We start from the raw sequence: 23,199 nt of genomic DNA, 5'->3' as shown, positions 1-23,199 counted from the left end.
TTCACGGTCTCGACTTGACACGTTCATTCGGCACTGGGAGGCTTGAGTCGTCAAGGCTCAAGTCTTGACGCATCTGACTTCGGTTGCGGGCCAGGAAGGCCGAACCGGTATCCCTCGCAAGGGTCTCGATACGGCGCTGCGCGCCTGCTCGACCGGCGGGAGGGGAGAAGGAGAGAAACACATGTCACGTGCAGTAGGAATCGACCTCGGTACCACCAACTCGGTCGTCTCGGTCCTCGAAGGCGGCGAGCCCGTCGTCATCGCGAACGCCGAGGGCTTCCGCACCACCCCGTCGGTGGTCGCATTCACCAAGGACGGCGAGGTGCTCGTCGGCGAGACCGCGAAGCGCCAGGCCGTCACCAACGTCGACCGCACCATCGCTTCGGTCAAGCGCCACATGGGCACCGACTGGAAGACCGACGAGATCGACGGCAAGAAGTACACGCCGCAGGAGATCTCGGCCCGTATCCTCCAGAAGCTCAAGCGCGACGCCGAGCAGTACCTCGGCGACACCGTCACCGACGCGGTCATCACCGTGCCCGCGTACTTCAACGACGCCGAGCGCCAGGCCACGAAGGAGGCCGGCGAGATCGCGGGCCTCAACGTCCTCCGCATCATCAACGAGCCCACGGCCGCCGCCCTCGCGTACGGCCTCGACAAGGGCAAGGAGGACGAGCTCATCCTCGTCTTCGACCTCGGTGGCGGCACCTTCGACGTCTCCCTCCTCGAGGTGGGCAAGGACGACGACTTCTCGACGATCCAGGTTCGCGCGACCGCCGGCGACAACCGCCTCGGCGGCGACGACTGGGACCAGCGCATCGTCGACTGGCTCGTCAAGAAGTTCAAGGACTCGACCGGCGTCGACGTCGCGAACGACAAGATCGCCAAGCAGCGCCTGAAGGAGGCGGCGGAGCAGGCCAAGAAGGAGCTGTCCTCGAACCTGAAGACCTCCATCCAGCTGCCCTACCTCTCGCTCACCGAGAACGGTCCCGCGAACCTCGACGAGACGCTCACGCGCGCCGAGTTCGAGAACATGACGAGCGACCTGCTCGACCGCACGAAGAAGCCCTTCGAAGACGTCATCCGCGAGGCGGGCATCAAGCTCTCCGACGTGGCGCACGTCGTGCTCGTCGGCGGCTCGACCCGCATGCCGGCCGTCTCCGAGCTCGTCAAGAAGGAGACCGGCCAGGAGCCCAACAAGGGCGTCAACCCCGATGAGGTCGTCGCCGTCGGCGCGGCCCTCCAGGCGGGCGTCCTCAAGGGCGAGCGCAAGGACGTGCTGCTCATCGACGTCACCCCCCTCAGCCTCGGCATCGAGACCAAGGGCGGCATCATGACCAAGCTCATCGAGCGCAACACGGCCATCCCGACCAAGCGCAGCGAGACCTTCACGACCGCCGACGACAACCAGCCGTCGGTCGCGATCCAGGTCTTCCAGGGCGAGCGCGACTTCACCCGCGACAACAAGGCGCTCGGCACCTTCGAGCTGACCGGAATCGCACCCGCGCCCCGTGGCATCCCGCAGATCGAGGTCACCTTCGACATCGACGCCAACGGCATCGTGCACGTGTCCGCCAAGGACAAGGGCACCGGCAAGGAGCAGTCGATGACGATCTCGGGCGGCTCGAGCCTTCCGAAGGACGACATCGACCGCATGGTGCGCGAAGCCGAGGAGCACGCCGCCGAAGACAAGGCGCGTCGCGAGTCGGCCGAGACCCGCAACTCCGCCGAGCAGCTCGCCTACTCGGTCGAGAAGCTCATCAAGGACAACGACGACAAGCTCCCCGACGACGTCAAGTCCGAGGTGCAGGGCGACGTCGACGCGCTGAAGTCGGCACTCGCGGGCGACGACGACGACGCGGTCAAGACCGCGTTCGAGAAGCTGTCGCAGTCGCAGACCAAGCTCGGCGAGGCGATCTACGCCCAGTCGCAGGCGGATGCCTCCGCCGCCGGCGAGGACGCCTCGGCGACCGGCCAGGCCTCCGACGAGTCCTCCGATGAGGACGTCGTGGACGCCGAGGTCGTCGACGACGAGGACGAGAAGAAGTAATCATGACCGACGAGCAGAACCAGAACCACGAGGAGCCGGTGATCCGCGACAAGCGTCGCATCGACCCCGAGACGGGTGCGGTTCGGCAGCCGGCCGCCGACGGGGCGCCCGAAGCGGGCGCCCCCGAGACGGGCGGTTCGAACGGCTCGGGCGCCGAGGCATCCGATTCGTTCGACGACGAGACCGAACTCACGGTCGACGACATCCTGAACGCGGCGAACGCCGAGGTCCAGGACCCGAGCGACGAGCACCTCGCCGACCTCAAGCGGGTCACCGCCGAGTACGCGAACTACCGCAAGCGCACCGAGGCGAACCGTGAGATCGAGCGCGAGCGCGCGGTCGGTGCGGCCGTGTCCGTGCTGCTGCCCGTGCTCGACGACCTCGACCGCGCCGAGAAGCACGGCGACCTCGAGGGCGACACCGCCTTCGCGACGATCGCCGCGAAGCTCCGTGGCGCCGTCGAGAAGCTCGGGCTCGCCGCGTTCGGCGAGGTCGGCGAGCCGTTCGACCCGCAGCGCCACGAGGCGATCTTCCAGCAGCCGAGCGACGAGGTCGAGGTCGACACGGTCGCCGACGTCGTCGAGACCGGCTACACGCTGGGCGGCGTGCAGCTGCGCGTCGCGAAGGTCGTCGTCACGACACCGTCGGCGTAGCGAACCGCCGTGACGCCGGTCGAGTGGCGACCCTTCGCCACTCGACCGGCGTCCCACATTCAGACAGACTCAGAGAGAGGAGGTGCCGATGGCCAGTCAGGACTGGTTCGACAAGGACTTCTACCAGGTGCTCGGCGTCTCCAAAGACGTGAGCGACGCGGAGCTGAAGAAGGTCTACCGCAAGCTCGCGCGCAAGTACCACCCCGACTCCAACGCGGGTGACGCCGCCGCCGAGGCGAAGTTCAAGGAGATCAGCGAGGCGCACTCCGTGCTCGCCGATCCCGAGCAGCGCAAGGAGTACGACGCGATCCGGGCGATGGGTTCGGGTGCGCGATTCACCGCCCCGGGCGGTGCGAACGGTGCGGGCGGATTCGACGACGTCTTCGGCGGCATGTTCGGCCAGGGCGGTCCGGGCCGCAGCCAGTCGTACACCTTCCAGCAGGGCGGCGACTACGACGACCTGCTCGGCGGCCTCTTCGGGGGCGGCCGATTCGGCCAGCCGAGCGGCGGCTACCGCGGCTACGGCGGGCCGACGCCCGGGCGCGACGTCACGGCGACCACGACCCTCGACTTCATCACCGCGACCAAGGGCGACCAGGTCACTTTGCAGACGGCCGAGGGCAAGCCGCTCACGGTGCGCATCCCCGCCGGCGTCTCGGACGGCCAGAAGATCCGCCTGCGCGGCAAGGGGCATCCGTCCCCCGACGGCGGCGAGGCGGGCGACCTCATCCTCACCGTCAACGTGCGCAAGCACCCCGTCTTCGAGCGCGACGGCCTGAATCTGCGCGTCACCGTGCCGGTGACCTTCGCCGAGGCCGCGCTCGGCGCGACCATCCAGGTGCCGACCCTCGGCGGCGACCCCGTGAAGCTCCGCGTCGCCCCCGGCACGCCGAGCGGGCGCGTGCTGCGCGTGAAGGGTCGCGGCGTCGAGACGAAGAAGGGCACGGGCGACCTGCTCGCCGTGGTCCAGATCGCGGTGCCCTCGCACCTCTCGAAAGACGCGCAGGCCGCCGTCGAGGCGCTCGCCGCGGCGCTGCCCGACGAGAACCCGCGCGACGAACTGCTCGCGAAGGCGAAGGGCTAGGCGATGGAGATGCACGAGAGGAGCCCGCTCTTCGTGATCTCCGTCGCGGCCGAACTCGCCGGCATGCACCCGCAGACGCTGCGGCAGTACGACCGGCTCGGGCTCGTCTCGCCGACCCGCACCGCCGGCAAGTCGCGTCGGTACTCGATGCACGACGTCGTCCAGCTGCGCGAGATCGCCCAGCTCTCGAGCGAGGGCGTGAGCCTCGAGGGCATCCGCCGGGTGCTCGGGCTCGAAGAGGAGGTCGCGGTCCTGCGCGCACGCGTGCGCGAACTCGAGGGCGCGCTCGCCGACGAGATGCTGAACCGCCCGGGCCGTCGCGTCTTCGCGGCGGGCTCGGCGGGCGAGGTGATCAGCCTCAAGGCCGGCACCCGGGTGCGCCGCGAGAACGCGGTCGTCGTGTGGCGGCCGCTCGAACGCGGGTAGCCCGAGTCAGCGGCCCCAGGCCGAGGGCGGCGCCTCGATGACCTCGTAGGGTCGCGAGCTCCAGTGCGTGCCGTAGCCGTAATGGCTCGACGCCCAGGCCGAGGCCCAGATCGCCTGCGCCGTGGCGTCGGCCGAGTCGCCGCGCGCGAGCGCGGCATCGACCTCGGGGTAGCGACCCGACTGCAGGTTCTCGGCCGCGTAGTACGCCGCCTCGACGAGCGTGGGGTAGCTGCCGAGGCCTGATCCGCCGCCCGAACCCTGTCCGTTGTTGAGCGGGTTGTTGCGGTTCCACCAGTTGTCTGCGCCGTTCTCCTGACGCATCCAGCGCATCATGAACGTCACGTTCTCCTCGGTGAGCGGCCACCCGCCCTCGACGATGACGAGCTTGGCCCAGTCGAGGTTGGTGCCGCCGTCGATGAGCGTCTCGGGGCCGGTGGAGGCGACGTACGACTCGGTCGAGAGCGCCGCCGGCTCGGTGCCCGGCTCGACGCTCACCCGTTGCGCGGCCGCCGCGACCGAGTCGCGTGCGAGGCCATCGGCGGCAGCGGCGCGGATCGTCTCGAGGTTCGTGAGCGGTGCGACGGCGACCGTCGCGGTGAGGCCGAACACGGCGATCGCGGCGAGTACGCCGAACGGGCGGCGGACGGATCGCCCGCCGCGAATCGCGCCCCCGTGCCGATCTCGCCGCATGCGGAGCCGAGGGTAGCAAATGGAACCGGACGCCGCACTCAGGAATCCGGTCGTGCGCCGCCGCGTACCCTTGTGGCATGCCCTTCGACTTCGGCGCCCTCAGGCGGTACCCCGACGTCGAGGGGCAGGGGCTCGAGGCCTCCGACGCCGCCGATCGGCTCCTCCTCGACGTTGCGGCCGAGCGGGCCTCGTCGACCGCACCGCAGCCCGCGCCCGACGAGATCGTGGTCGTCGACGACGCGTACGGGGCGATCGCGCTCGCGGCGGCCGAGCGGTTCGGCGCGACCGCGGCCCGACCGATTCGCGTGCACCAGGATCTCGTGACGGGCGAACGCGCCCTCGCCGCGAACGCCGAGCGGCTCGCGCTCGGCGACGAGGTCGTGTCGATGCCCCTCGCGCCCGAACTCGTCGCCGGCGCCCGCCTCGTGCTCGTGCGGCTGCCGCGGTCGCTCGACCGTCTCGACGAGCTGTCCGAGCTCGTCGCCGGCCACGCGGCATCCGAGGTCGTCATCGTCGCTGCCGGGCGCCTGAAGCACATGACCCCCGCGATGAACGAGGTGCTGGGCCGGCACTTCGGCCGGGTCGACGTGAGCCTCGCCCGTCAGAAGTCGCGGGCGCTCACAGCGTCGGAGGCGCGGCCCGCCGCGCGCGCGTCGCACCCGGGATGGCCGCGCCGCCAACGCCACGAGGCCGAGGGCCTCGAGGTCGTCGCGCACGGCGGCGTCTTCGCGGGCACCGGCATCGACATCGGCACGCGGTTCCTGCTGCGGCAGCTCGGCGAGGCGGTGCCGGATGCCACGCGCGCCGTCGATCTCGCCTGCGGCACCGGGATCGTGGCGGCCGGGCTCGCGTCGGCGCGCCCCGGGATCGTCGTCGTCGCCACCGATCGCTCGGCGGCCGCGGTGGCGTCGGCCCGGCTCACCGCCGAGGCGAACGGCGTCGCCGACCGCGTCGAGGCGAAGCAGGCCGACGGGCTCGAGCACTTCGCCGACGCGAGCGAGCGGCTCATCGTGCTGAACCCGCCCTTCCACAGCGAGTCGGCGATCTCGACCGGCATCGCCGCGCACCTCTTCGCGGACGCGGGCCGCGTGCTCGCCCCGGGCGGCGAGCTCTGGTGCGTCTGGAACTCGCACCTGCGCTATCGGCCGCTGCTCGAACGCACGGTCGGGCCGACACGGCAGATCGCACGCAACCCGAAGTTCACGATCACGGCGTCGGTGCGCGCAGCCTGACCCCGGGTGGGTGTCCGCTTCGCCGGATTCGTGTCAGGCTGGACTGGTGACCGCAACCCTCGAAGAGCTCGACCTCGACCTCGCCGCCCAGGGCGCCGCCGAGGTGCCGTGGCGCGCGATCGTGTGGGACGACCCGATCAACCTGATGAGCTACGTCAGCTACGTCTTCCGCAGCTACTTCGGCTACCCCCGCGACGAGGCCGAGCGGCTCATGCTGCTCGTCCACAACGAGGGGCGGGCGGTCGTCGCCTCCGGCCACCGCGAGGCGATGGAACGGCACGTGCAGGCGATGCACGGGTACGGACTGCAGGCGACGGTCGTGAGGGGCGAGGGGTGATCGTCGCGGGCCGCGGCGGCGGCGGCGAGGGCGTGCGCCTCGTGCTCGAGACCGAAGAGGCGATGCTCCTCTCCGAGCTCGCCGACCAGGTCGACTCGGTGCTGCTGCTCGGCGAACCCGACGACCCGGCGCTCGGGCGCTTGCTGCCGAGCGCGTACCCCGACGACGCCGAGGCCTCGGCCGAGTACACCCGCTACACGCGCGAGAGCCTCGTCGACGGCAAGCGGCAGGCCGCCCAGCGGGTGCGCGACGCGACCGCCGCGCCCGCCGGGAGCGGGGTCGTCGAGATCGAACTCGACCAGTCCGAGGCGTGGGGCTGGCTCACCTTCCTCACCGACCTCCGGCTCATCCTCGCCGAACGGGTCGGTGTCGACGACCTCGACGACGACGAGCCCGACGTCGACGCCGAGACCCGCGACGACTACCTTCGCGCCGCCTACGAATGGGCGGGCTTCGTGCAGGGCTCGATGCTCGAGGTGCTCGATCCCACCGATGGGTGAGCCTCGCCCCTAGAGTGGTGCCCGAGAGATCGGAGCGAGCCACCATGACGCAGACCCGGACCGAGGCCGAGGCCCCCGTACCCACCGCGCAGCACACCGCCACCGTCGGCGCAGCGTTGCGACATCCCGCCGAGAACGTCGAGTCGCTCGAATCGGCGGCGCTGCTCGTCGGTGCCGCGTTCTTCGTGGTCGGCGGCCTCGTCGGCGGCATCGCGTTCTGGGGGCGCGACCTGCCCATCTCGGGCCAGGGCTCGCTCGGCGAGTTCGTCGCCATCGCCTCGGCGGTGACGGCGGTGCTCGCCTTCGTGCTCGGGCGGGTGCTCGCCCGCCGAACCGAGAACGCGGCGCTGCGACGCGAGATCGGCCAGGGACTCTCGGTGCCGGGCGCACGGCTGCACTGGTTCGACGTCGCCGCCCTCGCGATCGCCCACGCCGTCATCGCGCTCCTCGGCTGGGTGGCGCTGTCGACCGTGCTCGAGCAGAGCTTCCGCGACGCCGTCGTGTTCACGCTGCCCGCCACCGCGCTGGCCGGCGTGGCGATCGCGCTCACCGGCTACGTCGCCTTCCTCTCCTCCGCGCGGATGACGCCGATGCTGCTTTCACTGGTGCTCGCCGTCTTCCTCGTGGTCGGCGCGCTCACGAGCATGCTCTCGGCGAGCGACCCGCACTGGTGGAAGGAGAACCTCTCGGCGCTCGGCATGACCGACGACATCTCGGCGATGGCGTTCAACGTCACCCTGATCGTCGCCGGCGCGATCGTCACGATCGTCGCCCGCTATGCGACGGCGACCCTGCCGATCGGCACCCCGCCCGCTCGGCGAGGGCGCGACCTCGTGCGCGTCGGCCTCGTGCTGATCGGCATCTTCCTCGCCTGCGTCGGCATCTTCCCCGTCGACGAGTTCTTCATCGTGCACAACACCGTCGCGACCGGCATGGCCGTCTGCTTCGCGGTGATCGTGGTCGGGCTGCCCTGGTTCATCCGCAGCGTGCCGAAGGTGTTCGTCGGCCTCGGCTACCTCTACGTCGTGGTGATCATCGTGGTCGCGATCTTCTTCGCGACGGGCTACTACAACCTCACCGCGGTCGAACTCGTCGCCGCGTGCCTCATCTTCAGCTGGATCATCGTGTTCCTCCGCACGGCGTCCGCCTCCGGGGCGAGCGAGGCGGATGCGGCGGCGGTCGCGCCGTCGGCGATCGACGCCGAGTAGCGCAGCGATGACGAAGGGCCGGATGCCACGTGGCATCCGGCCCTTCGTCAGAAGCGGGGATCAGGCGCTGTGCGCGAGCGCCTTCGCCTTCAGTGCCTCGTACTCCTGCTGGTTGATCGAGCCGGAGTCGAGGAGCGCCTTGGCCTTCGCGATCTCGTCGGCCGGGCTTGCGGCGCCGGCGGTCTGACGGATGTACGCCTCCGTCGCGGCCTGCGCAGCCTTGGCGTCACGGGCCGAACGCTCGGCCATGCCGTTGCCGCGGGCGATCAGGTAGACCAGCGCGGTGAGGAACGGCACGAAGATCAGGAAGATGATCCACACCGCCTTCCACCAGCCGTTCAGCTTCTGGTCGCGGAACAGGTCGCCGATGATCGCGAACAGGGCGAAGAGGTAGGCGATGAACGCGAACGCCCAGAGGAACCACCAGATCAGGTCCCAGAAACTCTCCCAGAAACTCATTACGAGCCTTTCTTCGATACGAGGGTGGCGCCGCAGGAGTGCGGTGCCGAGACGCCCTCCGCAGAAGAGTCGTGAGGAACGTTCGAGCTCCCCGTGCCCCCCGGCCGAAGACGGCCTGAGCATGACACTAGCGTGAGAGCGCGCCCATTCGGGGGGATTCCGTGCCGCGATCTGGCGAACGGCGCGGAAATCGCCCGGTGCGGGACCGGCGCCTGCGCCCCGCGGCGCGATAGCCTCGCGACGGGGAGGTGCGCATGGCGGATGTCTGGGCGTCGTTGCAGATCAACGGCTGGAGTATCGCGGGGATCGTCATCACCCTGCTCGCGAGCTGGTTGCTCGCCACGCTCGCCCGCAAGGGCGTGCGAGCCGCACTCGCCCGTCTGCCGAACCTCACCGTCGGCGTGCAGCGGCTGGCCGAGCGGATCGCGGTGTACTCGATCTGGCTGCTCGGCATCGGCATCTCCCTGAGCTTCCTCGGCGCCTCCGTGCAACCGGTGCTCGCGATCGCGCTCATCGTCGCCGTCGTGCTCGTGCTCGTGCTCCGCGGCGTCGCCGACAACTTCGCCGCGAGCGTGGTGCTCCAGACGCGGCATCCCATCGCGCTCGGCGATGAGATCGAGTCGGGCGACTTCGTCGGGGTCGTCACCGAGCTCAACGGCCGCGCCGTGGTGATCCGCACGGTCGACGGGCGCACCGTCCATGTGCCGAACGGCCAGGTGCTGCAGGAGCGGCTCGTCAACAACTCCGCCCACGGCGCTCGTCGCTCCGAGATCGAGGTGCGGGTCGCGGCCGGCTCCGACGGCGCAGGATCCGACGAGGTCCGGGCGCTCGTCGTCGAGGCGACGAACGGCGCCGAGGGCGTGCATCGTCGCGAGTCGGTCCAGCTCCGCCCGATCGCGCTCGCCCCCGACCGTTCGGTCTATCGGGTGCGCTTCTGGCACCATCCGCTGCACGGCATCGCCGTGACGGATGCCGTCGTCGACGCGGTGTCGGCCGCGCTGGCCGCGCACGGGATCGCCGCCGTCGTCACGAGCGACGTGCCCTCCGCGCCGCTGACGCCGTCGCTGGAACTCTGAGGAAGGAATCAGGATGCCGCTCACCCCTGCCGGCCCGACCGTGAAGCAGCTCATCGTGCTCGCGCTCCCCGCGGTCGCGGTCGGAGCGGGCTCCGCGCTCGTGCTGTGGCTGCTCGACATCGGTTCGGCGTGGCTGCAGGAGCAGCTCTGGACGACCCTGCCCGGCCTCGTCGGCGCGACCGGTTCGACGCCCTGGTGGATCATCCTCACGATGACGCTCATCGGCGCCGCCGTCGGCCTCGTCGTCTGGCTCATGCCCGGACACGCCGGCAACGACTCGGCCGTCGGGGGGCTGGAGGGGCCTCCGCCTCCGCTGCTCGCGCTGCCCAGCCTGCTCATCGCGGTCGTGCTCGGACTCGCCGGCGGCGTGAGCCTCGGTCCCGAGAACCCGATCATGGCGATCAACGGCGCACTCACGGTCGCCGTCTTCGCGCGCATGTCGAAAGCGGTGCCGGCGAACCTCACCGTGATGCTCGCGGCCTCGGGCACGCTCGGCGCACTCTTCGGCACCCCGGTCGGCGCCGCCCTGGCGTTCACCGGCACGCTCGCCGCGGTGAAGGGCGGCGGCTCCCTCTGGGACCGGCTGTTCCTCCCGCTCGCCTCCGCGAGTGCGGGTGCGATCACCATGCACCTGCTCGGCGCACCGACGATCTCATTCGCGGTCGAGCCGATGACCGAGGTCGGAGGGATCGACCTCCTCACGGGGGCGCTCGTCGCCGGAGTCGCGGCGCTCGCCGCGATCGCGATCGCCTGGGCGTTCCCCTACGTGCACCGCGCATTCCACGCCATGAGGAACCCGCTCGTCTTCACCACGCTCGGCGGGCTCGTGCTCGGCATCCTCGGCGCGATCGGCGGGCCCATCACGATGTTCAAGGGTCTCGAGGAGACCGGCGAGCTCCTCGCGAACCCCGACGACTACACGGTGCTGCAGCTCGTGATGTTCGCCGTCATCAAGCTCATCGCGCTGCTCGTCGCCGCGAGCGCCGGGTTCCGCGGCGGTCGCATCTTCCCGATGGTGTTCATCGGCGTCGCGATCGGGCTCGTCGGCCACGCGGTCATCCCGGGCATGCCGATCTCGCTGGCGATCGCGTGTGGAGCGCTGGGCACCGTGCTCGTCGCCACGCGCGACGGATGGATCGCCCTGTTCGTCGCCGCGATCATCGTCGGCGACCCGCTCGTGCTGCCCGTCATGTGCGTCGTCATCCTGCCGGTCTGGTTGTTGGTGACGAGAGCCCCGGCACTCGAGATCACCGCACCCGAACCCGCCGAGCCCACGACCCCCGCCGAGCCGGCCGAGCCGGCGCGGTCCTGACACCGCCGACCGACCGAGGACACGAAGGAACCAGATGCAGAAGCCGCTCGCCGGGCTGACCCACCGGAACCTCGTCCGCGAGCTGACCGCGGGCGTGACGCTGCTCGCGATCGCGATCCCGCTCAACATCGGGTACGCGCAGATCGCCGGGCTCCCCCCGACCGCGGGGCTCTACGCGCTCATCGTGCCCACGATCGTCTACGCACTCGTCGTCTCGAGCCGACAGCTCGTCGCCTCGCCCGACGCCGCGGCCGCCGCGCTCGTCGCGAGCTCGATCGGCGGGCTCGCGGCGGCGGGCAGCGCCGACTACGCGACGCTCGCGCTCGCCCAGGCCATCCTCTCCGGCATCATGTTCGTGCTGCTCGCGGTGTTCAAGCTGGGCTTCCTCGCGAACTTCCTCTCGAAGCCGATCCTCGTCGGCTTCGTCGGCGGGCTCGCCCTCGACATCCTCGTCAGCCAGATCGCGAAGATGCTCGGCGTGAAGATCGACTCCGGCGGGGAGTTCGTCGACAAGGTCGCCGGGCTCGTGACCGGACTCGGCACCGCGAACCTCTGGTCGATCGCGATCTCAGCCGGTTCGGTCGCCGTGCTGCTCATCGGCAAGCGGTACCTCGGGCAGGTGCCCTGGGCGCTCGTCGTGCTCGTCGCCGCGACCGTGCTCGTCGTGACCGCGAAGCTCGATCAGGCCGGCGTCGATGTGCTCGGCGAGGTTCCCGCCGGCCCGCCCGCGCTCACCTGGCCGGTCATCGACTGGACGATGTGGCTCGCGCTCGTCCCGTCGGCGATGGCGCTCACCCTCGTGACCACGGCCGAGGGACTGCTCGTCTCCCGTTCGTACGGCGAGAAGCGCGGGTACCGCACCAGCCCCAACCGCGACCTGTTCGCCTTCGGCCTCGGCAACCTCGCGGCGGGCGCGTCGGGCAGCTTCGCCGTCGGTTCGTCGACGTCGCGCACCGCCGCCATGGACCAGGCGGGGTCGCGCACCCAGCTGCCGTCGTTCGTGCTCGCGGCCGGAACCCTCCTGCTCCTCCTCTTCGGCACGGCGCTCCTCGCCGACATCCCCTCGCCGGCGATCGGCGCCATCGTGGGCGTCGCGATCCTGCCGCTGCTCGGCATCAGGGACTTCGCGTCGTTGTGGCGGACGGACCGCTTCGAGTTCGCGGTCGGTGCGGTGTGCTTCCTCGTGACGCTCTTCGTCGGGTCGATCCCCGGCATCGTCGTGGCGTTCGTGCTCGCCCTCATCAACCTCGCCAAGCGGGCTGCGAACCCGGCGATCGACGTGCTCGAGGCGAGCGGGGAGCCGGGAGGCTCGCTGCTCGACGAGGCGCCGAAGGGCGAGGTCACCGCTCCCGGCGTCATCGTCATCCGCCTGGCAGCCCCGCTGTTCTTCGCCAACGGCGCCGTGTTCGGCGACGCCGTGAAGAAGTCGGTGCGGCGTGCGGTCGACGCGGGCAACGGACCCGTGCGGCACCTCGTCATCGATATGGAGGCCGTGACCGATGTCGACGTCACCGGCGCCGAGAGCTTCGAGGCGATGCTCACCTGGCTCGAGCGCGAGCAGATCGATCTCTCGTTCAGCCGGGTGCGCCCCGACGCGCGGCAGCGCATCGAGCAACTCGGGCTGCTCGGCGACCGCCGCACCTACCCCACGAACCGCGACGCCATCTCGGCGCTGACCAAAGGAAACGAATGAGCATCATCGTCGACATCGACAACTTCGCACGGGTCGAGACCGACACCATGATCCACCGGATGCTGCCCATCATCGGCGGCCTGGGGGCGTTCCATCACGACCGTGAACTGGCCCCCTTCGACCGGCAGCCGGTGATCCGGCAGAACCGCGACACGCTCTACTCCGTCGCCGTCGTCGACCTCGCCGGAGGCGGCGCGACCCTGACCGTGCCCGAGGTCGGCGAGCGCTACATCTCGGTCATGGTGATCAACCAGGACCACTACATCAACCGGGTCTTCCACGGGGGAGGCCGCCACGAGCTCACGACCACCGAATTCGGCAGCGACTACGTCGTGGTCGCCGCGCGGATCCTCTTCGACCCCACGAGCGAGGACGACCTCGACGAGGTGCACCGCCTGCAGGACGCCCTGCAGCTCGAGACCGCCGAGCAGCGGCCGTTCGAGTACGGCGACATCGACCCCGTGAGCCACCGCGAGATGCGCGATGCGCTGCTCGTGCTCGGCAAGACCATGGGCGGACTCTCCCACTGCTTCGGCACGACGGCCGAGGTCGACCCCGTTCGCCACCTCGTCGGCACGGCACTCGGCTGGGGCGGGCTGCCCGACGCCGAGGCGTCGTATCTGAACCTCGACCCCCGTCGGCCGGTCGGCCGCTACACGATGACGTTCGGCACCGATGTTCCGGCCGACGCCTTCTGGTCGCTCAGCGTCTACAACGCAGCGGGGTACTTCGAACCGAGCGAACGGGGTCTCACCAACGTGAACTCGGTCTTCGCGGCGAAGAACGACGACGGCTCGACGACCGTGCACCTCGGCGACTGGGAAGACGACGTGAAGAACCGCATCGACCTGCCCGAGGGATGGAACTGCTTGATCCGCCTCTACCGGCCACGGCTCGACGAGCTCGCCACGTGGTCGGCTCCCGAGATCGTCGAAGCGTAGGAGGCCGACATGGGCACCGTCATCGGAGACATCCTCCCCCTCGCGCTCGGGGTCGCGATCAGCCCGATCCCGATCATCGCGGCCATCCTCATGCTGCTCTCGCCGAAGGCGAAGGGCACGAGCGTCGGCTTCCTGCTCGGCTGGCTCGTCGGCATCGTCGTCGCGGTCGTCGTGTTCGTGCTGCTCGCGTCGGTCATCCCCGCCGAGGACCCCGACGCGTCCAAGCCGATCGCGGGCACGGTCAAGATCATCCTCGGCGCGCTGCTGCTGCTGCTGGCCCTCAAGCAGTGGCGTTCGCGGCCGCGACCCGGCGAGGAGCCCGCGCTGCCGAAGTGGATGTCGGCGATCGACCAGATGAATGCGGGCAAGGGTGCGGGGCTCGGCTTCCTGCTCTCGGCCGTGAATCCCAAGAACCTGCTGATGGCGGCGGGCGCGGGCGTGGTGATCGGCACCGCCGGGCTGAGCGCCGGCGAGAGCACCGTCGCCGTCGCGGTCTTCACGGTCGTCGCCGGATGCTCCGTCGCGATCCCCGTGATCGGCTACCTGCTCGCGTCGAAGCGGATGGCCGGGCCCCTCGAGTCGTTGCGCGGCTGGCTCGTGCACAACAACGCGACCGTCATGGCCGTGCTGCTCCTCGTGATCGGCGTCGTCATGGTCGGCAAGGGCATCGGGAGCTTCTAGATGGATGCCGCGCCCCGCCCGCTCCCGCACGGCACCCGAGTGCTCGTGGCCGTCGCGGCGGCCGTCGTCGTGTTCGCCGGGGTCTGGCTGGCACGGGATCTCGTCGCGCCGGCCGCGATCGCCGCGGTCGTGGTGATCATCTCGTACCCGATCAGGCGGCCGCTCGAGCGCCGAGGCTGGCCCGTGTGGCTGGCGTCGACGGCGGTCATCGTCGTGAGCTACCTCATCCTCGCGGTGCTCGCGGTGCTGCTCGTCTACGCGGCCGCCCAGTTCGTGCGGATGCTGCCCGACTACGCCGACGAGCTGCGCGCCACCGCCGACGGCGTGCTCGACTGGCTGCAGGGGCTCGGCTTCTCGACGCCGTCGGCCGAGACGGCCACGGGATGGCTCGATCCCGCCGTGCTCGGCCAGGCGGCCGTCGGCATCGCCGACTGGGTGCTCGGCCTCGCGACGGCGTTCTTCTTCGTGCTCGCCTACGTGATCTTCATGACGGTCGACGGGGCGCGGTTCCGTGCCGCAGCGGCCGGGGCATCCGCCCGCCTCTTCGGCGACGACCGGCGCGACGGCATCGCCGTCCGCTACTTCGGCGGCGTACGCCGCTACTACGTCGTGAACGCGACGTTCGGTGCGATCGTCGCCGTGCTCGACGGCCTGCTGCTGTGGGCGGTCGGCGTGCCGGTCCCGATCGTGTGGGCGATCCTCGCGTTCGTCACGAACTTCATCCCGAACATCGGCTTCGTGATCGGACTCATCCCGCCCGCGGTGCTCGCCCTCGTCGTCGGCGGCTGGCCGCTCATGCTCGCCGTCATCGCCATCTACTGCGTCATCAACGTGGTGCTGCAGGTGCTCGTGCAGCCGAAGTTCGTGAGCGACGCCGTGGGCCTCAGCCTGACCCTGACGTTCTTCTCGGTCGCATTCTGGGCCTTCGTGATCGGTCCGATCGGTGCGATCCTGTCGGTGCCGCTCTCATTGCTGGTGCGGGCGCTCCTGCTGGAGCCCGACCGGGAGGCGATCACCCTCAGGCGTCTGACGGGCGAGAGCGAATCGACGTTGCACCCGCCCGAACCGGCGGCCGAGCAGGGGAGGGAATCCGATGTGGTGGAACAGGAAGCCTGAGCAGCCGAAACCCGAGGCGTCCGACGCGCTGAGCGCGACGCCGGTCGTGCCGCATCGAGGTGCGTTCATCCTGCTCGCGCTGGCCGCGAGTACCGTGACGGCGTTCGGCATCGCGGCGATCAGCTCGATCTTCTCCTCGACGATCCTCGCCCTCGTGCTGGTGATCTGCGTGCATCCGATCCGCCGCACCCTCGAGAGCCGTGGTGTGCCCCGCGGGGTGGCGACCGTGTCGGTGCTGCTCGCGGTGGTACTGCTGCTCGGCGGCTTCGTGTTCCTCCTCGTGATCTCCTTCGCGCAGTTCGCGACGTTGCTGCCCGACTACCTGCCGCAGCTCGAAGCCGCGGTGACGTCGGTCGGCGACTGGCTCGAGGGGCTGGGAGTCGGGCCCGAGCAGATCAACGCGATCCTCGGCTCGTTCGACCCGAGCAACCTCATCGGTGCGCTCGGCGGCCTCGTCAGCGGCCTGCTGGGCGGCGCGGCCGGGTTCATCTCGGCCTCGGTCATCCTGCTGACCCTGCTCATCCTGATGGCGGCCGACTCGTCGTACGTGCCGACGGTCGTCGCCGGCATCCGCGTGCAGCGCCCCGCGCTCGCCGACGGGCTCGTGCGCTTCGCCGACGGCGTGCGCCGGTACATGGTCGCCACGACCGGACTCGGCATCGCGCAGGGGCTCATCAACTGGATCGCGCTCGCCCTCCTGGGGATCCCGGGCGCGGCGCTCTGGGGCATGCTGTCGTTCCTCTGCAGTTTCATCCCGAACGTCGGGTACTTCATCGCGCTGGTGCCGCCGCTCGTGTTCGGCGCGCTCGTCGGCGGCTGGCCGACGGTCGTCGCGGTGATCGTCGTGTACGGCCTCATCAACGCGGTGATCCAGTCGATCATCCAACCGCGGATCGTCGGCGACGCGGTCTCCCTCAGCCAGACACTGACGTTCATCTCGGTGCTCTTCTGGGCCGTGGTGCTCGGCCCGATGGGCGCCATCCTGGCGATCCCGCTCACGCTGCTCGTGCGCATGCTGCTCGTCGACTCGAACCCGCACATCGCCTGGGTGCGCCCGGCGCTCGGCGAGGTCGACGAGGCGCGACGCGAGATGAGCGCCGAGGATGCCGCGGCGAAGGCGCTGCGCCAGGAGAAGCGCGCCGCGAAGAAGGAGCTCGGACTGCCCGAGGGCTGATCGGGGCGGCCTCCTCGCCACGGAACGACGGATGCCTCGACGGGAGCGATCCCGCCGAGGCATCCGTCGTCTGCGAACCGGGGCTACTCGCGCGCGAGCGCCGCGAGCGCCTCGAGTTCGAGGTCGAGGTACTGCTCGTCGCTGACGTCGACCGCGACGCCGAGCAGCTTGCCACCCGAGAAGGGGAACGGGTTCGTGTACTGCCCGCTCACGGCGTCGGCGCTGTCGTAGCCGATGCAGAGCCCGTCGCCGCAGAGCGTGAACTTGCCGACCTGGGCCCGCATCGGACCTTCGGCGACGACCTGGTCGTCGACGTAGAGCTTGCAGGTGCCGATGGACTCGCCGTGCTCGCCGGCGCGCTCGCGGATGAACTCCATGCCGAGTGCATGCTTGCCCGCCGTGAGCGCCTCCGACGTGAACGTCTGCTCGGGCGGGATGCCGAGGAAGTTGTACACGTAGTTGAGCCGGCCGTCCTTGATGAACAGCGAGTGGCCGCCGAAGCGCGAGCCGTGGGCGAAGATCACGCCCTGCGTGCCCGCTTCGACCTCGACGTCGGCGATGATCTTGAACGATCGGCCGCGCACGTTCACCGCCACGCTCTCGGGCACCGCGCCCGTCTCGGGGTAGTACACGTAGCGCGTGCGAGGCGGCTCGGCCTGCGGGCGCTCGATCGTGAGCTGTTCGCGAGCCGGACGGTCGTCGAGCGGGTACACGTTGTTCGCGCGCGCTTCGGTGTCGAAGACCTCGATCAGCTCCTGCAGCTTCTCGGGATGCTCCGTCGCGAGGTTCCTCGACTCCGATCGGTCCTCTTCGACGTGGTACAGCTCCCACGCATCGTTGTCGAAATGGCCGTGACCGGTGAGCGGCGCATGGATGGCGGAGGCCTTCCAGCCGTCCTTCCAGATGCCACGGGTTCCGAGCATCGAGTAGTACTGCACCTGCTTCTCGGTGGGCCCGTCGGGCTCCGCGTCGAACGAGTACTTCATCGAGACGCCGGCGAGCGGGCGCTGCTTCACGCCCCGGTACACCTCGGGGAACTCGATGCCGATGACGTCGAGGATCGTCGCCACGATGTCCACCGAGTGGTGGTACTGGTGCCGCACCTCTCCCTTGGCCTTGATGCCGGCCGGCCAGTGGATGATCATCGGGTCGCACGTGCCGCCCGAGAACTGGGCGTAGCGCTTGAACATCTTGAACGGCGTCGAGAACGCTGCCGCCCACCCGGTCGGGTAGTGGTTGTACGCCGCAGGTCCGCCCAGTTCGTCGATCATCGTCAGGTTCTCGGCGAGGTCGTCGGGGAAGCCGTTGAAGAACTTGTTCTCGTTGACCGAGCCGTCGGGCGAGCCCTCGCCCGACGCGCCGTTGTCGGCGCAGTAGAAGATGAGCGTGTTGTCGAGTTGGCCGGACTCCTCGAGGTAGTCGATGAGCCGGCCGATCTGGGTGTCGGTGTACTCGCTGAAGCCGGCGAACACCTCGGCCATGCGGCTGAAGAGACGCTTCTCGTCGTCGGAGAGCGACTCCCACGGCTTGACGTAGTCGGCTTCGTTCGCCTGGTCGTCGGGCATCGGGTTGAGCGGCGTGAGGTCGGTGCCCTCGGGCATGATGCCGCGCTCGACCATTCGCTCGAGCACCCACGTGCGGTAGGCGTCGTAGCCGTCGTCGAACTTGCCCTTGTACTTGTCGATGTACTCCTGCGGCGCATGGTGAGGCGCATGGTTCGCACCGGGGCAGAACCAGGTGAACCACGGCTTCGACGGGTTCGACGAGTTCTGGTCGCGGATCATGCGGATGGTCTGATCGGTGAGATCCTTCGAGAGGTGGTACCCCTCTTCGGGCGTGTAGGGCGCTTCGATGAAGCGGTTGTCCTCGACGAGGTCGGGGTACCACTGGTTCGTCTCGCCGCCGAGGAATCCATAGAAACGGTCGAAGCCCATGGCGAGTGGCCAGGCCGACTTGCTGCCTCCGGCGGAGATGTCCTCTTCGGGAACGTTGTGGTCCTTGCCGACCCAGAACGTCGAGTAGCCGGTGTCCTGCAGCACCTGCCCGATCGTCGCGCACTCCTTGGGGAAGCGTCCCGAATACCCGGGGAAGCCGTTGGTGCCCTCCATGATGATGCCGATGCCGTTGGCGTGATGGTTTCGCCCGGTGAGGAAGGTCGACCGCGTCGGCGAGCAGATCGCCGTGGTGTGCCACTGCGTGTACGTCAGCCCGTTCTGCGCGAGGCGGTCGAGCGTCGGCATGTTGATGCGACCGCCGTACGGCGACCACGAGGCCATGCCGGTGTCGTCGTAGAGGATCACCAGGATGTTCGGTGCGCCCTCTGGCGCCTTGGGCAGCTCGAACGGCGACCAGTCGGGCACCGAATCACGGACGTCGAGCTTGATCGTCCCGTTGAACGAGTTGGACATTTGAAGGCTCCCCTTTGCACTGCTCTGCTGCGGTGTCCCCGCACCTCTTCGACGCTATCGGGGTGAGCGCCGCGGCGGAAGCACCCCTGCGGCCGGTTCGGGGTCGACCCCCGTTCGCGGGCAGCGGAGGCGCGGCGTCTGGCGCGGCGCCGACCCGCGGGGTTAGTCTTCGCATGTGGTCGGCGATCGCCGACCGGCATCGTTCGAGCCAAGGGGAATCATGGCGGAGTTCGAGTACGGCCCGGTGGAGCTGTATCTGGTGGGATTCGAGGGGGACCGGCTCGACCCGGGCACGGTCGAGGCGCTCGAGGAGCTGGTCGAGGGCGGTGAGATCCGCCTGCTCGATCTCGTGATCGTCTCGCGCGAGCCCGACGGCGCGGTGCGGATCGTCGAGATCGAGGACGAGGGCGAGGCGTACGGCTTCGGCGTGCTCGAACTCGAGGCCTCCGGCCTCGTCGGGCACGAGGACGTCGACGACTTCGCCGAGCTCATCCCGCCCGGCACGTCGGCGGCGCTCGCCGCCTTCGAGCTGGTCTGGGCCAAGAAGCTCGCATCGCGTTTCGCCGAAGGCGGCGGCGTGGTGCTGTCGACCGAGCGCATTCCCGCGCCGGTCGTGAACGCGGTGCTCGCCGACGCGAGCAGTGAGGAGAACTGAGATGCCGCTCCGTCGAATGGGACGCCCGGGACTCATCGGCATGGCCGCGCGAACCGCAGTCGTCGCCGGAACCGCGACCGCCGTGTCCGGCAGCGTCCAGCGCCACCAGCAGCAGAAGGCTCAGGGCCAGTACGAGCAGCAGCAGTACGAGGCGCAGCAGCAGCAGGCGCAGATCGATGCCGCAGCGCAGCAGGCCGCGGCCCAGCAGTACGCCGCGCAGCAGGCGGCCGCAGCCGCTCCGGCGGCCCCGGCCGGCGGCGTCGACGTCGTCGCCGAGCTGCAGAAGCTGGCCGCCCTGCAGCAGCAGGGCATCCTCTCTCCCGAGGAGTTCGCCGCGGCGAAGGCGAAGCTGCTCGGCGTCTGAACTGCCGCAGCACGACACACGGATGCCTCGGGCGAGATTCGCCCGAGGCATCCGCCGTTCTCGGCCGCCGTGAATGCGCGCCGCGGTCACGCCTTCTCGGGTGCCTCCTCGCGGCGGCCGGGCAGGCGGCGGGTCGCCGGCAGGGCGAGCAGCGCCGCTGCCGCGCAGGCCAGCATGCCGACCTTCACGCCCCAGAGCTGCGATGCCGCATAGTGCTCGACGATCGGGTCGACCTGGTCGGGCGGCAGCCCCGCGTCGAGCAGCGCCTGCTCAGCGTCCGCCGGCGCGACGTACTCCACCCCCTGCGACACCTGCACGGTCGCCTGGTCGCGCACGGCGGCCTCGATGTCGGGGTCGTCGGCGATGAGGCCGAGCACCGAGCTCGCGAGCGCGCCGACCATCAGCGAACCGATGAGCGCGGTGCCGAGCGAGGAGCCGAGGTTCTGCGCCGTGTACTGCAGGCCGCCCGCCTCGCTGCGCGCTTCGGCCGGCACCGAGGACTGCACCACGTTGCCGAGCTGCGAGGCCAGCAGGCCGGTGCCGAGGCCCACCAGCGTCATGCCGATCGCGAACGGGATCGTCGCGAGCTCTGGTTCGATCGTGGCGATGATGACGAGGCACGCGAGGGTGATGGTGACGAGCCCGACTCGCACGACGGCCCGCGCGCCGAATCGGGCCCCGACGCGGGCGCCGAGCGCCGCGGCGAGCAGCATGGCGATGGAGGTGGGCAGCAGCCGGAGGCCGGTCTGGAAGGCGTCCATGCCCTGCGTGACCTGCAGGTAGAGCGGAACCGCGAAGAAGATGCCGAGCAGCACCAGGTTCTGCGCGAGCAGGCTCGCCAGCCCCGAGCGGAGCGCCGGGATGCGCAGGTTGCGCACGTCGAGGAGCGGCACGCGACCGGACGCGGCGACCCGTCGCTCCCAGGCGAAGAACGCCCAGAGCACCACCAGACCCGCGCCGATGACGAAGGGGGTGAGGGCGAAGCCGAGCGGGGTGATCGGCGACTGGAGCGGTTGCAGCCATCCCCAGGTGCCGCTCTGCAGCACGCCGACCACGACGAGGGCCAGGCCGAGCGCCGACAGCAGCGCGCCGACGACATCCAGCCGGAAGCGCTCGCGTACGTGGTCGTCGGTGATCCAGCCGCTCACCGCGAGCACGAAGATCACGAAGACCACCTCGCCGGCGAAGACCCAGCGCCAGGAGTACTCGGTCGTGAGCCAGCCGCCGAGCAGCGGCCCGATCGCGATGCCCGCGCCGGCGACGCCGCCGATGATGCCGTAGGCGCGAGCCCGGGCGGGGCCCTCGTAGCTTCCCGCGACGAGCGCGGCGAGGGCCGGCAGCACGAGCGCCGCACCGGCGCCCTCGATGAACGACCAGCCGACGATGAGCACCTCGACCGTGGGCGCGACCGCGGTCAGCAACGAGCCGACCGCATAGATCACGAGCCCGATCCTGAAGACCCTGAGCCGGCCGAACAGGTCGCCGATCTTGCCGCCGGTCAGCATGAGCGCGGCCATGACCAGGGCGTAGAGGGTGATCGCGAGCTGGATCGTCGACACCGTGGTGTCGAACTCCTCCACGAGCTGGCTGATCGACACGCTCATCACCGAGCTGTCGAGCACCATGATGAACTGCGCGATCGCGAGGGGGATCACGGCACGCGACGACGGGCTCCCGCCCTCTGCGACACGGACCGGCCCGCTCGTCGCCCCGGCGGTCATCGCGTCGCCGCCTCGAGGCGACCGCTCGCGATCGCCGAGAGGAGCGCGGCATGGTCGGCCTCGGTCCGATCGGCGTAGGCGGCGGCGAACCCGACGAGGGCGTGCGCGAACGTCTTGCCGCCGCCGAGGTAGCCCGAGATCGTCGCCGGGTCGCCGCCTCGCGCGTGGGCCCGGGCGAGCACGATGCCGCAGTACTGCGCGTACATGCGCATCGTCGCCGGCTCCATGCGCTCGGGCTCGGCCGAGCCCTTCCAGTCGCGGAACTGGCGCAGGTACAGGTCTCTCATCCGGCCGTCGAAGCCCTCGCCGGTGGTCCAGCCGAGCAGGATGTCGCCGAGCGACTGCATGATCCGCTGTCCGCGCACCACCCGCTGCCCCTGGTGGGCGTACGCACTCGACCCGTCGGGGGGCTCGATGACCGAGCGCTGCGCCTCCTTCGCCTGCAGCACGAGGACGTCGCGCTTGGCGTCGCCCTGGAGGAGCACGACCCAGGCACGGGTGCCGACGCTGCCGACGCCCACCACCTTCATCGCCGCGTCGACCATGCGGTAGCGCTCGAGCAGTCGCCGTCGCTCGGGCGGGAGCGTCGCCCGGTACTGCTCGAGGACGTCGTGCAGCCGCGCCAGGGCCGTCTCGAACGACATGCCCTCGCGCTCGGCCAGCTCCCGCAGCGGGGTGAGCAGCGGGGGATCGGACTTGAACCGCAGGACGCCGTCGTCGTCGCGAACCGCGAGCTTGTCTGCCGCCTGGCGGCTGTCGCGGCGATACGTCTTCGTGACGGACTCCTCGACCCGCTCGGACGCCTTCTCGGGCAACTCGCTGCCGATGTCGGCCATCACGGTGTCGATGTCGAGCCGCGCGGTGAACAGCTCGAGGGCGGGTGTCCGCACGGCCGTATCCATCGCGGCGGCGTAGGCCCTGCCGACCCGCTCGACGATCGCGCTGCGGTCGCGGTCGTCGAAGCCACGGGCCCGGGCGGCGATCTCGAAGCTCGCGGCCATGCGCTTCACATCCCACTCGAACGGACCGGGGGCCGTCTCGTCGAAGTCGTTGAGGTCGATGACCAGGGCGCGCTCGGGCGAGGCGTAGAAGCCGACGTTCGAGAGATGCGCGTCGCCGCAGAGCTGGGTCTGCACGCCGGAGTCGGGCAGCTCGCGCAGGTCGCCGGCCATGATCGCGGCCGCGCCGCGGTAGAACGCGAAGGGCGACGTCGCCATGCGCGCGTAGCGCAGGCCGACGAGCCCGGCCACCCGCGACAGCGCCTGATGCTCGAGGATCGCGATCGGATCGCGTTCGCCCGGGCCGAGCGCGGCGTGGTCTTCGAGCGGCCTCGACGAGCGGGCCGACCTGCCGAGGTCTTCGCGGCTCTTGCGCGGCAGCAGACGAGGATCGGAGGGACGATCGTATTCCTGCATCAGC

22 protein-coding genes are annotated in these 23,199 nt (G+C 70.2%); 17 read left to right on the top strand and 5 right to left on the bottom strand.

Features of this window, described 5'->3' with window-relative positions:
* The first annotated feature begins 181 nt into the window (after window positions 1-181).
* From dnaK to GQQ93_RS07775, 4 genes are all read left to right on the top strand, one after another.
* The gene (gene dnaK / locus GQQ93_RS07790) at window positions 182-2,050 is read left to right on the top strand and encodes a molecular chaperone DnaK (RefSeq protein ID WP_157423677.1); all 1,869 of its coding nucleotides are present in this window, start codon (window positions 182-184) and stop codon (window positions 2,048-2,050) included.
* A gap of 2 nt (window positions 2,051-2,052) precedes the next feature.
* Window positions 2,053-2,703, top strand: a complete 651-nt coding sequence (locus tag GQQ93_RS07785) for a nucleotide exchange factor GrpE (protein ID WP_157423676.1) — start codon at window positions 2,053-2,055, stop codon at window positions 2,701-2,703.
* Window positions 2,704-2,791: 88 nt separating this feature from the next.
* The gene (locus tag GQQ93_RS07780) at window positions 2,792-3,787 is read left to right on the top strand and encodes a DnaJ C-terminal domain-containing protein (RefSeq protein ID WP_157423675.1); all 996 of its coding nucleotides are present in this window, start codon (window positions 2,792-2,794) and stop codon (window positions 3,785-3,787) included.
* A 9-nt stretch (window positions 3,788-3,796) separates the two neighbouring features.
* Entirely contained in the window at window positions 3,797-4,213 is a 417-nt protein-coding gene (locus GQQ93_RS07775; protein ID WP_157423674.1) for a heat shock protein transcriptional repressor HspR, read from the top strand.
* 6 nt (window positions 4,214-4,219) lie between these two features.
* On the opposite strand, the gene GQQ93_RS07770 is transcribed toward GQQ93_RS07775, so the two are convergent.
* Window positions 4,220-4,903: a hypothetical protein gene (locus GQQ93_RS07770; protein ID WP_157423673.1), complete on the bottom strand. Its 684-nt coding sequence runs from the start codon at window positions 4,901-4,903 to the stop codon at window positions 4,220-4,222.
* Between the two features lie 77 nt (window positions 4,904-4,980).
* Between GQQ93_RS07770 and GQQ93_RS07765 the strand changes: the two genes are divergently transcribed.
* Genes GQQ93_RS07765 through GQQ93_RS07750 form a run of 4 tightly spaced genes read left to right on the top strand, consistent with a single transcriptional unit; the run spans window position 4,981 to window position 8,180 of the window.
* Window positions 4,981-6,135, top strand: a complete 1,155-nt coding sequence (locus tag GQQ93_RS07765) for a class I SAM-dependent methyltransferase (protein ID WP_157423672.1) — start codon at window positions 4,981-4,983, stop codon at window positions 6,133-6,135.
* A 46-nt stretch (window positions 6,136-6,181) separates the two neighbouring features.
* Window positions 6,182-6,472 (top strand): ATP-dependent Clp protease adapter ClpS, encoded by a 291-nt coding sequence (gene clpS, locus GQQ93_RS07760; protein ID WP_246192179.1) that lies wholly within the window; start codon window positions 6,182-6,184, stop codon window positions 6,470-6,472.
* Entirely contained in the window at window positions 6,469-6,972 is a 504-nt protein-coding gene (locus tag GQQ93_RS07755) for a DUF2017 family protein (RefSeq protein WP_157423670.1), read from the top strand. The genes clpS and GQQ93_RS07755 overlap by 4 nt, the downstream gene beginning before the upstream one ends.
* A 44-nt stretch (window positions 6,973-7,016) precedes the next feature.
* On the top strand, window positions 7,017-8,180 hold the full coding sequence (locus tag GQQ93_RS07750; RefSeq protein ID WP_157423669.1) for a DUF998 domain-containing protein: 1,164 nt from the start codon (window positions 7,017-7,019) through the stop codon (window positions 8,178-8,180).
* 60 nt (window positions 8,181-8,240) lie between these two features.
* Here the strand turns inward: GQQ93_RS07750 and GQQ93_RS07745 are convergent, their stop codons facing one another.
* Window positions 8,241-8,639 carry an SHOCT domain-containing protein gene (locus tag GQQ93_RS07745; RefSeq protein WP_157423668.1) on the bottom strand — a complete coding sequence of 133 codons (399 nt, stop codon included), beginning with the start codon at window positions 8,637-8,639 and terminating at the stop codon, window positions 8,241-8,243.
* Window positions 8,640-8,893: 254 nt separating this feature from the next.
* Between GQQ93_RS07745 and GQQ93_RS07740 the strand changes: the two genes are divergently transcribed.
* From GQQ93_RS07740 to GQQ93_RS07710, 7 genes are read left to right on the top strand one after another with little or no spacing between them, the layout of a single operon-like run.
* Window positions 8,894-9,715: a mechanosensitive ion channel family protein gene (locus tag GQQ93_RS07740; RefSeq protein ID WP_157423667.1), complete on the top strand. Its 822-nt coding sequence runs from the start codon at window positions 8,894-8,896 to the stop codon at window positions 9,713-9,715.
* A 13-nt stretch (window positions 9,716-9,728) separates the two neighbouring features.
* A complete protein-coding gene (locus GQQ93_RS07735) occupies window positions 9,729-11,027 on the top strand; it encodes an ion channel protein (protein WP_157423666.1) in 1,299 nt (432 codons plus the stop codon).
* 34 nt (window positions 11,028-11,061) lie between these two features.
* Window positions 11,062-12,720: a SulP family inorganic anion transporter gene (locus GQQ93_RS07730; protein WP_157423665.1), complete on the top strand. Its 1,659-nt coding sequence runs from the start codon at window positions 11,062-11,064 to the stop codon at window positions 12,718-12,720.
* Window positions 12,717-13,661 (top strand): DUF1254 domain-containing protein, encoded by a 945-nt coding sequence (locus tag GQQ93_RS07725; RefSeq protein ID WP_157423664.1) that lies wholly within the window; start codon window positions 12,717-12,719, stop codon window positions 13,659-13,661. The genes GQQ93_RS07730 and GQQ93_RS07725 overlap by 4 nt, the downstream gene beginning before the upstream one ends.
* Before the next feature lie 9 nt (window positions 13,662-13,670).
* On the top strand, window positions 13,671-14,342 hold the full coding sequence (locus tag GQQ93_RS07720; RefSeq protein ID WP_157423663.1) for a GAP family protein: 672 nt from the start codon (window positions 13,671-13,673) through the stop codon (window positions 14,340-14,342).
* Entirely contained in the window at window positions 14,343-15,458 is a 1,116-nt protein-coding gene (locus GQQ93_RS07715; protein WP_157423662.1) for an AI-2E family transporter, read from the top strand.
* Window positions 15,436-16,632, top strand: coding sequence for an AI-2E family transporter (locus GQQ93_RS07710; RefSeq protein WP_157423661.1), 1,197 nt, complete (start codon window positions 15,436-15,438; stop codon window positions 16,630-16,632). The genes GQQ93_RS07715 and GQQ93_RS07710 overlap by 23 nt, the downstream gene beginning before the upstream one ends.
* A gap of 83 nt (window positions 16,633-16,715) precedes the next feature.
* Here GQQ93_RS07710 and GQQ93_RS07705 read toward each other — a convergent pair whose 3' ends face one another.
* On the bottom strand, window positions 16,716-19,040 hold the full coding sequence (locus GQQ93_RS07705) for an arylsulfatase (RefSeq protein WP_157423660.1): 2,325 nt from the start codon (window positions 19,038-19,040) through the stop codon (window positions 16,716-16,718).
* A gap of 220 nt (window positions 19,041-19,260) precedes the next feature.
* Here GQQ93_RS07705 and GQQ93_RS07700 point away from each other — a divergent pair, with 220 nt between their 5' ends.
* Window positions 19,261-19,695: a DUF6325 family protein gene (locus GQQ93_RS07700; protein ID WP_157423659.1), complete on the top strand. Its 435-nt coding sequence runs from the start codon at window positions 19,261-19,263 to the stop codon at window positions 19,693-19,695.
* Between the two features lies 1 nt (window position 19,696).
* Window positions 19,697-20,059 (top strand): SHOCT domain-containing protein, encoded by a 363-nt coding sequence (locus GQQ93_RS07695; protein WP_246192177.1) that lies wholly within the window; start codon window positions 19,697-19,699, stop codon window positions 20,057-20,059.
* Window positions 20,060-20,145: 86 nt separating this feature from the next.
* Here GQQ93_RS07695 and GQQ93_RS07690 read toward each other — a convergent pair whose 3' ends face one another.
* Window positions 20,146-21,780: an MFS transporter gene (locus GQQ93_RS07690; protein ID WP_157423658.1), complete on the bottom strand. Its 1,635-nt coding sequence runs from the start codon at window positions 21,778-21,780 to the stop codon at window positions 20,146-20,148.
* Window positions 21,777-23,195 (bottom strand): DUF2252 domain-containing protein, encoded by a 1,419-nt coding sequence (locus GQQ93_RS07685; protein ID WP_157423657.1) that lies wholly within the window; start codon window positions 23,193-23,195, stop codon window positions 21,777-21,779. The genes GQQ93_RS07690 and GQQ93_RS07685 overlap by 4 nt, the downstream gene beginning before the upstream one ends.
* Window positions 23,196-23,199 lie beyond the last annotated feature (4 nt).

This window comes from Agromyces lapidis (genome assembly GCF_009749405.1).
Taxonomy (GTDB): domain Bacteria; phylum Actinomycetota; class Actinomycetes; order Actinomycetales; family Microbacteriaceae; genus Agromyces; species Agromyces lapidis.
Note: the sequence above shows the minus strand (reverse complement) of the source record. Positions and strands in the feature narration are given on the sequence as shown.

Excerpts from the sequence above, each read along its gene's own strand:
- GQQ93_RS07735 (WP_157423666.1), top strand. The coding sequence starts at position 9,729 with ATGCCGCTCACCCCTGCCGGCCCGACCGTGAAGCAGCTCATCGTGCTC.
- GQQ93_RS07685 (WP_157423657.1), bottom strand. The coding sequence starts at position 23,195 with ATGCAGGAATACGATCGTCCCTCCGATCCTCGTCTGCTGCCGCGCAAG.
- GQQ93_RS07690 (WP_157423658.1), bottom strand. The coding sequence starts at position 21,780 with ATGACCGCCGGGGCGACGAGCGGGCCGGTCCGTGTCGCAGAGGGCGGG.
- GQQ93_RS07720 (WP_157423663.1), top strand. The coding sequence starts at position 13,671 with ATGGGCACCGTCATCGGAGACATCCTCCCCCTCGCGCTCGGGGTCGCG.
- GQQ93_RS07780 (WP_157423675.1), top strand. The coding sequence starts at position 2,792 with ATGGCCAGTCAGGACTGGTTCGACAAGGACTTCTACCAGGTGCTCGGC.
- GQQ93_RS07765 (WP_157423672.1), top strand. The coding sequence starts at position 4,981 with ATGCCCTTCGACTTCGGCGCCCTCAGGCGGTACCCCGACGTCGAGGGG.
- GQQ93_RS07695 (WP_246192177.1), top strand. The coding sequence starts at position 19,697 with ATGCCGCTCCGTCGAATGGGACGCCCGGGACTCATCGGCATGGCCGCG.
- GQQ93_RS07775 (WP_157423674.1), top strand. The coding sequence starts at position 3,797 with ATGCACGAGAGGAGCCCGCTCTTCGTGATCTCCGTCGCGGCCGAACTC.
- GQQ93_RS07715 (WP_157423662.1), top strand. The coding sequence starts at position 14,343 with ATGGATGCCGCGCCCCGCCCGCTCCCGCACGGCACCCGAGTGCTCGTG.
- GQQ93_RS07725 (WP_157423664.1), top strand. The coding sequence starts at position 12,717 with ATGAGCATCATCGTCGACATCGACAACTTCGCACGGGTCGAGACCGAC.
- GQQ93_RS07750 (WP_157423669.1), top strand. The coding sequence starts at position 7,017 with ATGACGCAGACCCGGACCGAGGCCGAGGCCCCCGTACCCACCGCGCAG.
- GQQ93_RS07770 (WP_157423673.1), bottom strand. The coding sequence starts at position 4,903 with ATGCGGCGAGATCGGCACGGGGGCGCGATTCGCGGCGGGCGATCCGTC.
- GQQ93_RS07710 (WP_157423661.1), top strand. The coding sequence starts at position 15,436 with ATGTGGTGGAACAGGAAGCCTGAGCAGCCGAAACCCGAGGCGTCCGAC.
- GQQ93_RS07745 (WP_157423668.1), bottom strand. The coding sequence starts at position 8,639 with ATGAGTTTCTGGGAGAGTTTCTGGGACCTGATCTGGTGGTTCCTCTGG.
- GQQ93_RS07785 (WP_157423676.1), top strand. The coding sequence starts at position 2,053 with ATGACCGACGAGCAGAACCAGAACCACGAGGAGCCGGTGATCCGCGAC.
- GQQ93_RS07705 (WP_157423660.1), bottom strand. The coding sequence starts at position 19,040 with ATGTCCAACTCGTTCAACGGGACGATCAAGCTCGACGTCCGTGATTCG.
- dnaK (WP_157423677.1), top strand. The coding sequence starts at position 182 with ATGTCACGTGCAGTAGGAATCGACCTCGGTACCACCAACTCGGTCGTC.
- GQQ93_RS07730 (WP_157423665.1), top strand. The coding sequence starts at position 11,062 with ATGCAGAAGCCGCTCGCCGGGCTGACCCACCGGAACCTCGTCCGCGAG.
- GQQ93_RS07740 (WP_157423667.1), top strand. The coding sequence starts at position 8,894 with ATGGCGGATGTCTGGGCGTCGTTGCAGATCAACGGCTGGAGTATCGCG.
- GQQ93_RS07700 (WP_157423659.1), top strand. The coding sequence starts at position 19,261 with ATGGCGGAGTTCGAGTACGGCCCGGTGGAGCTGTATCTGGTGGGATTC.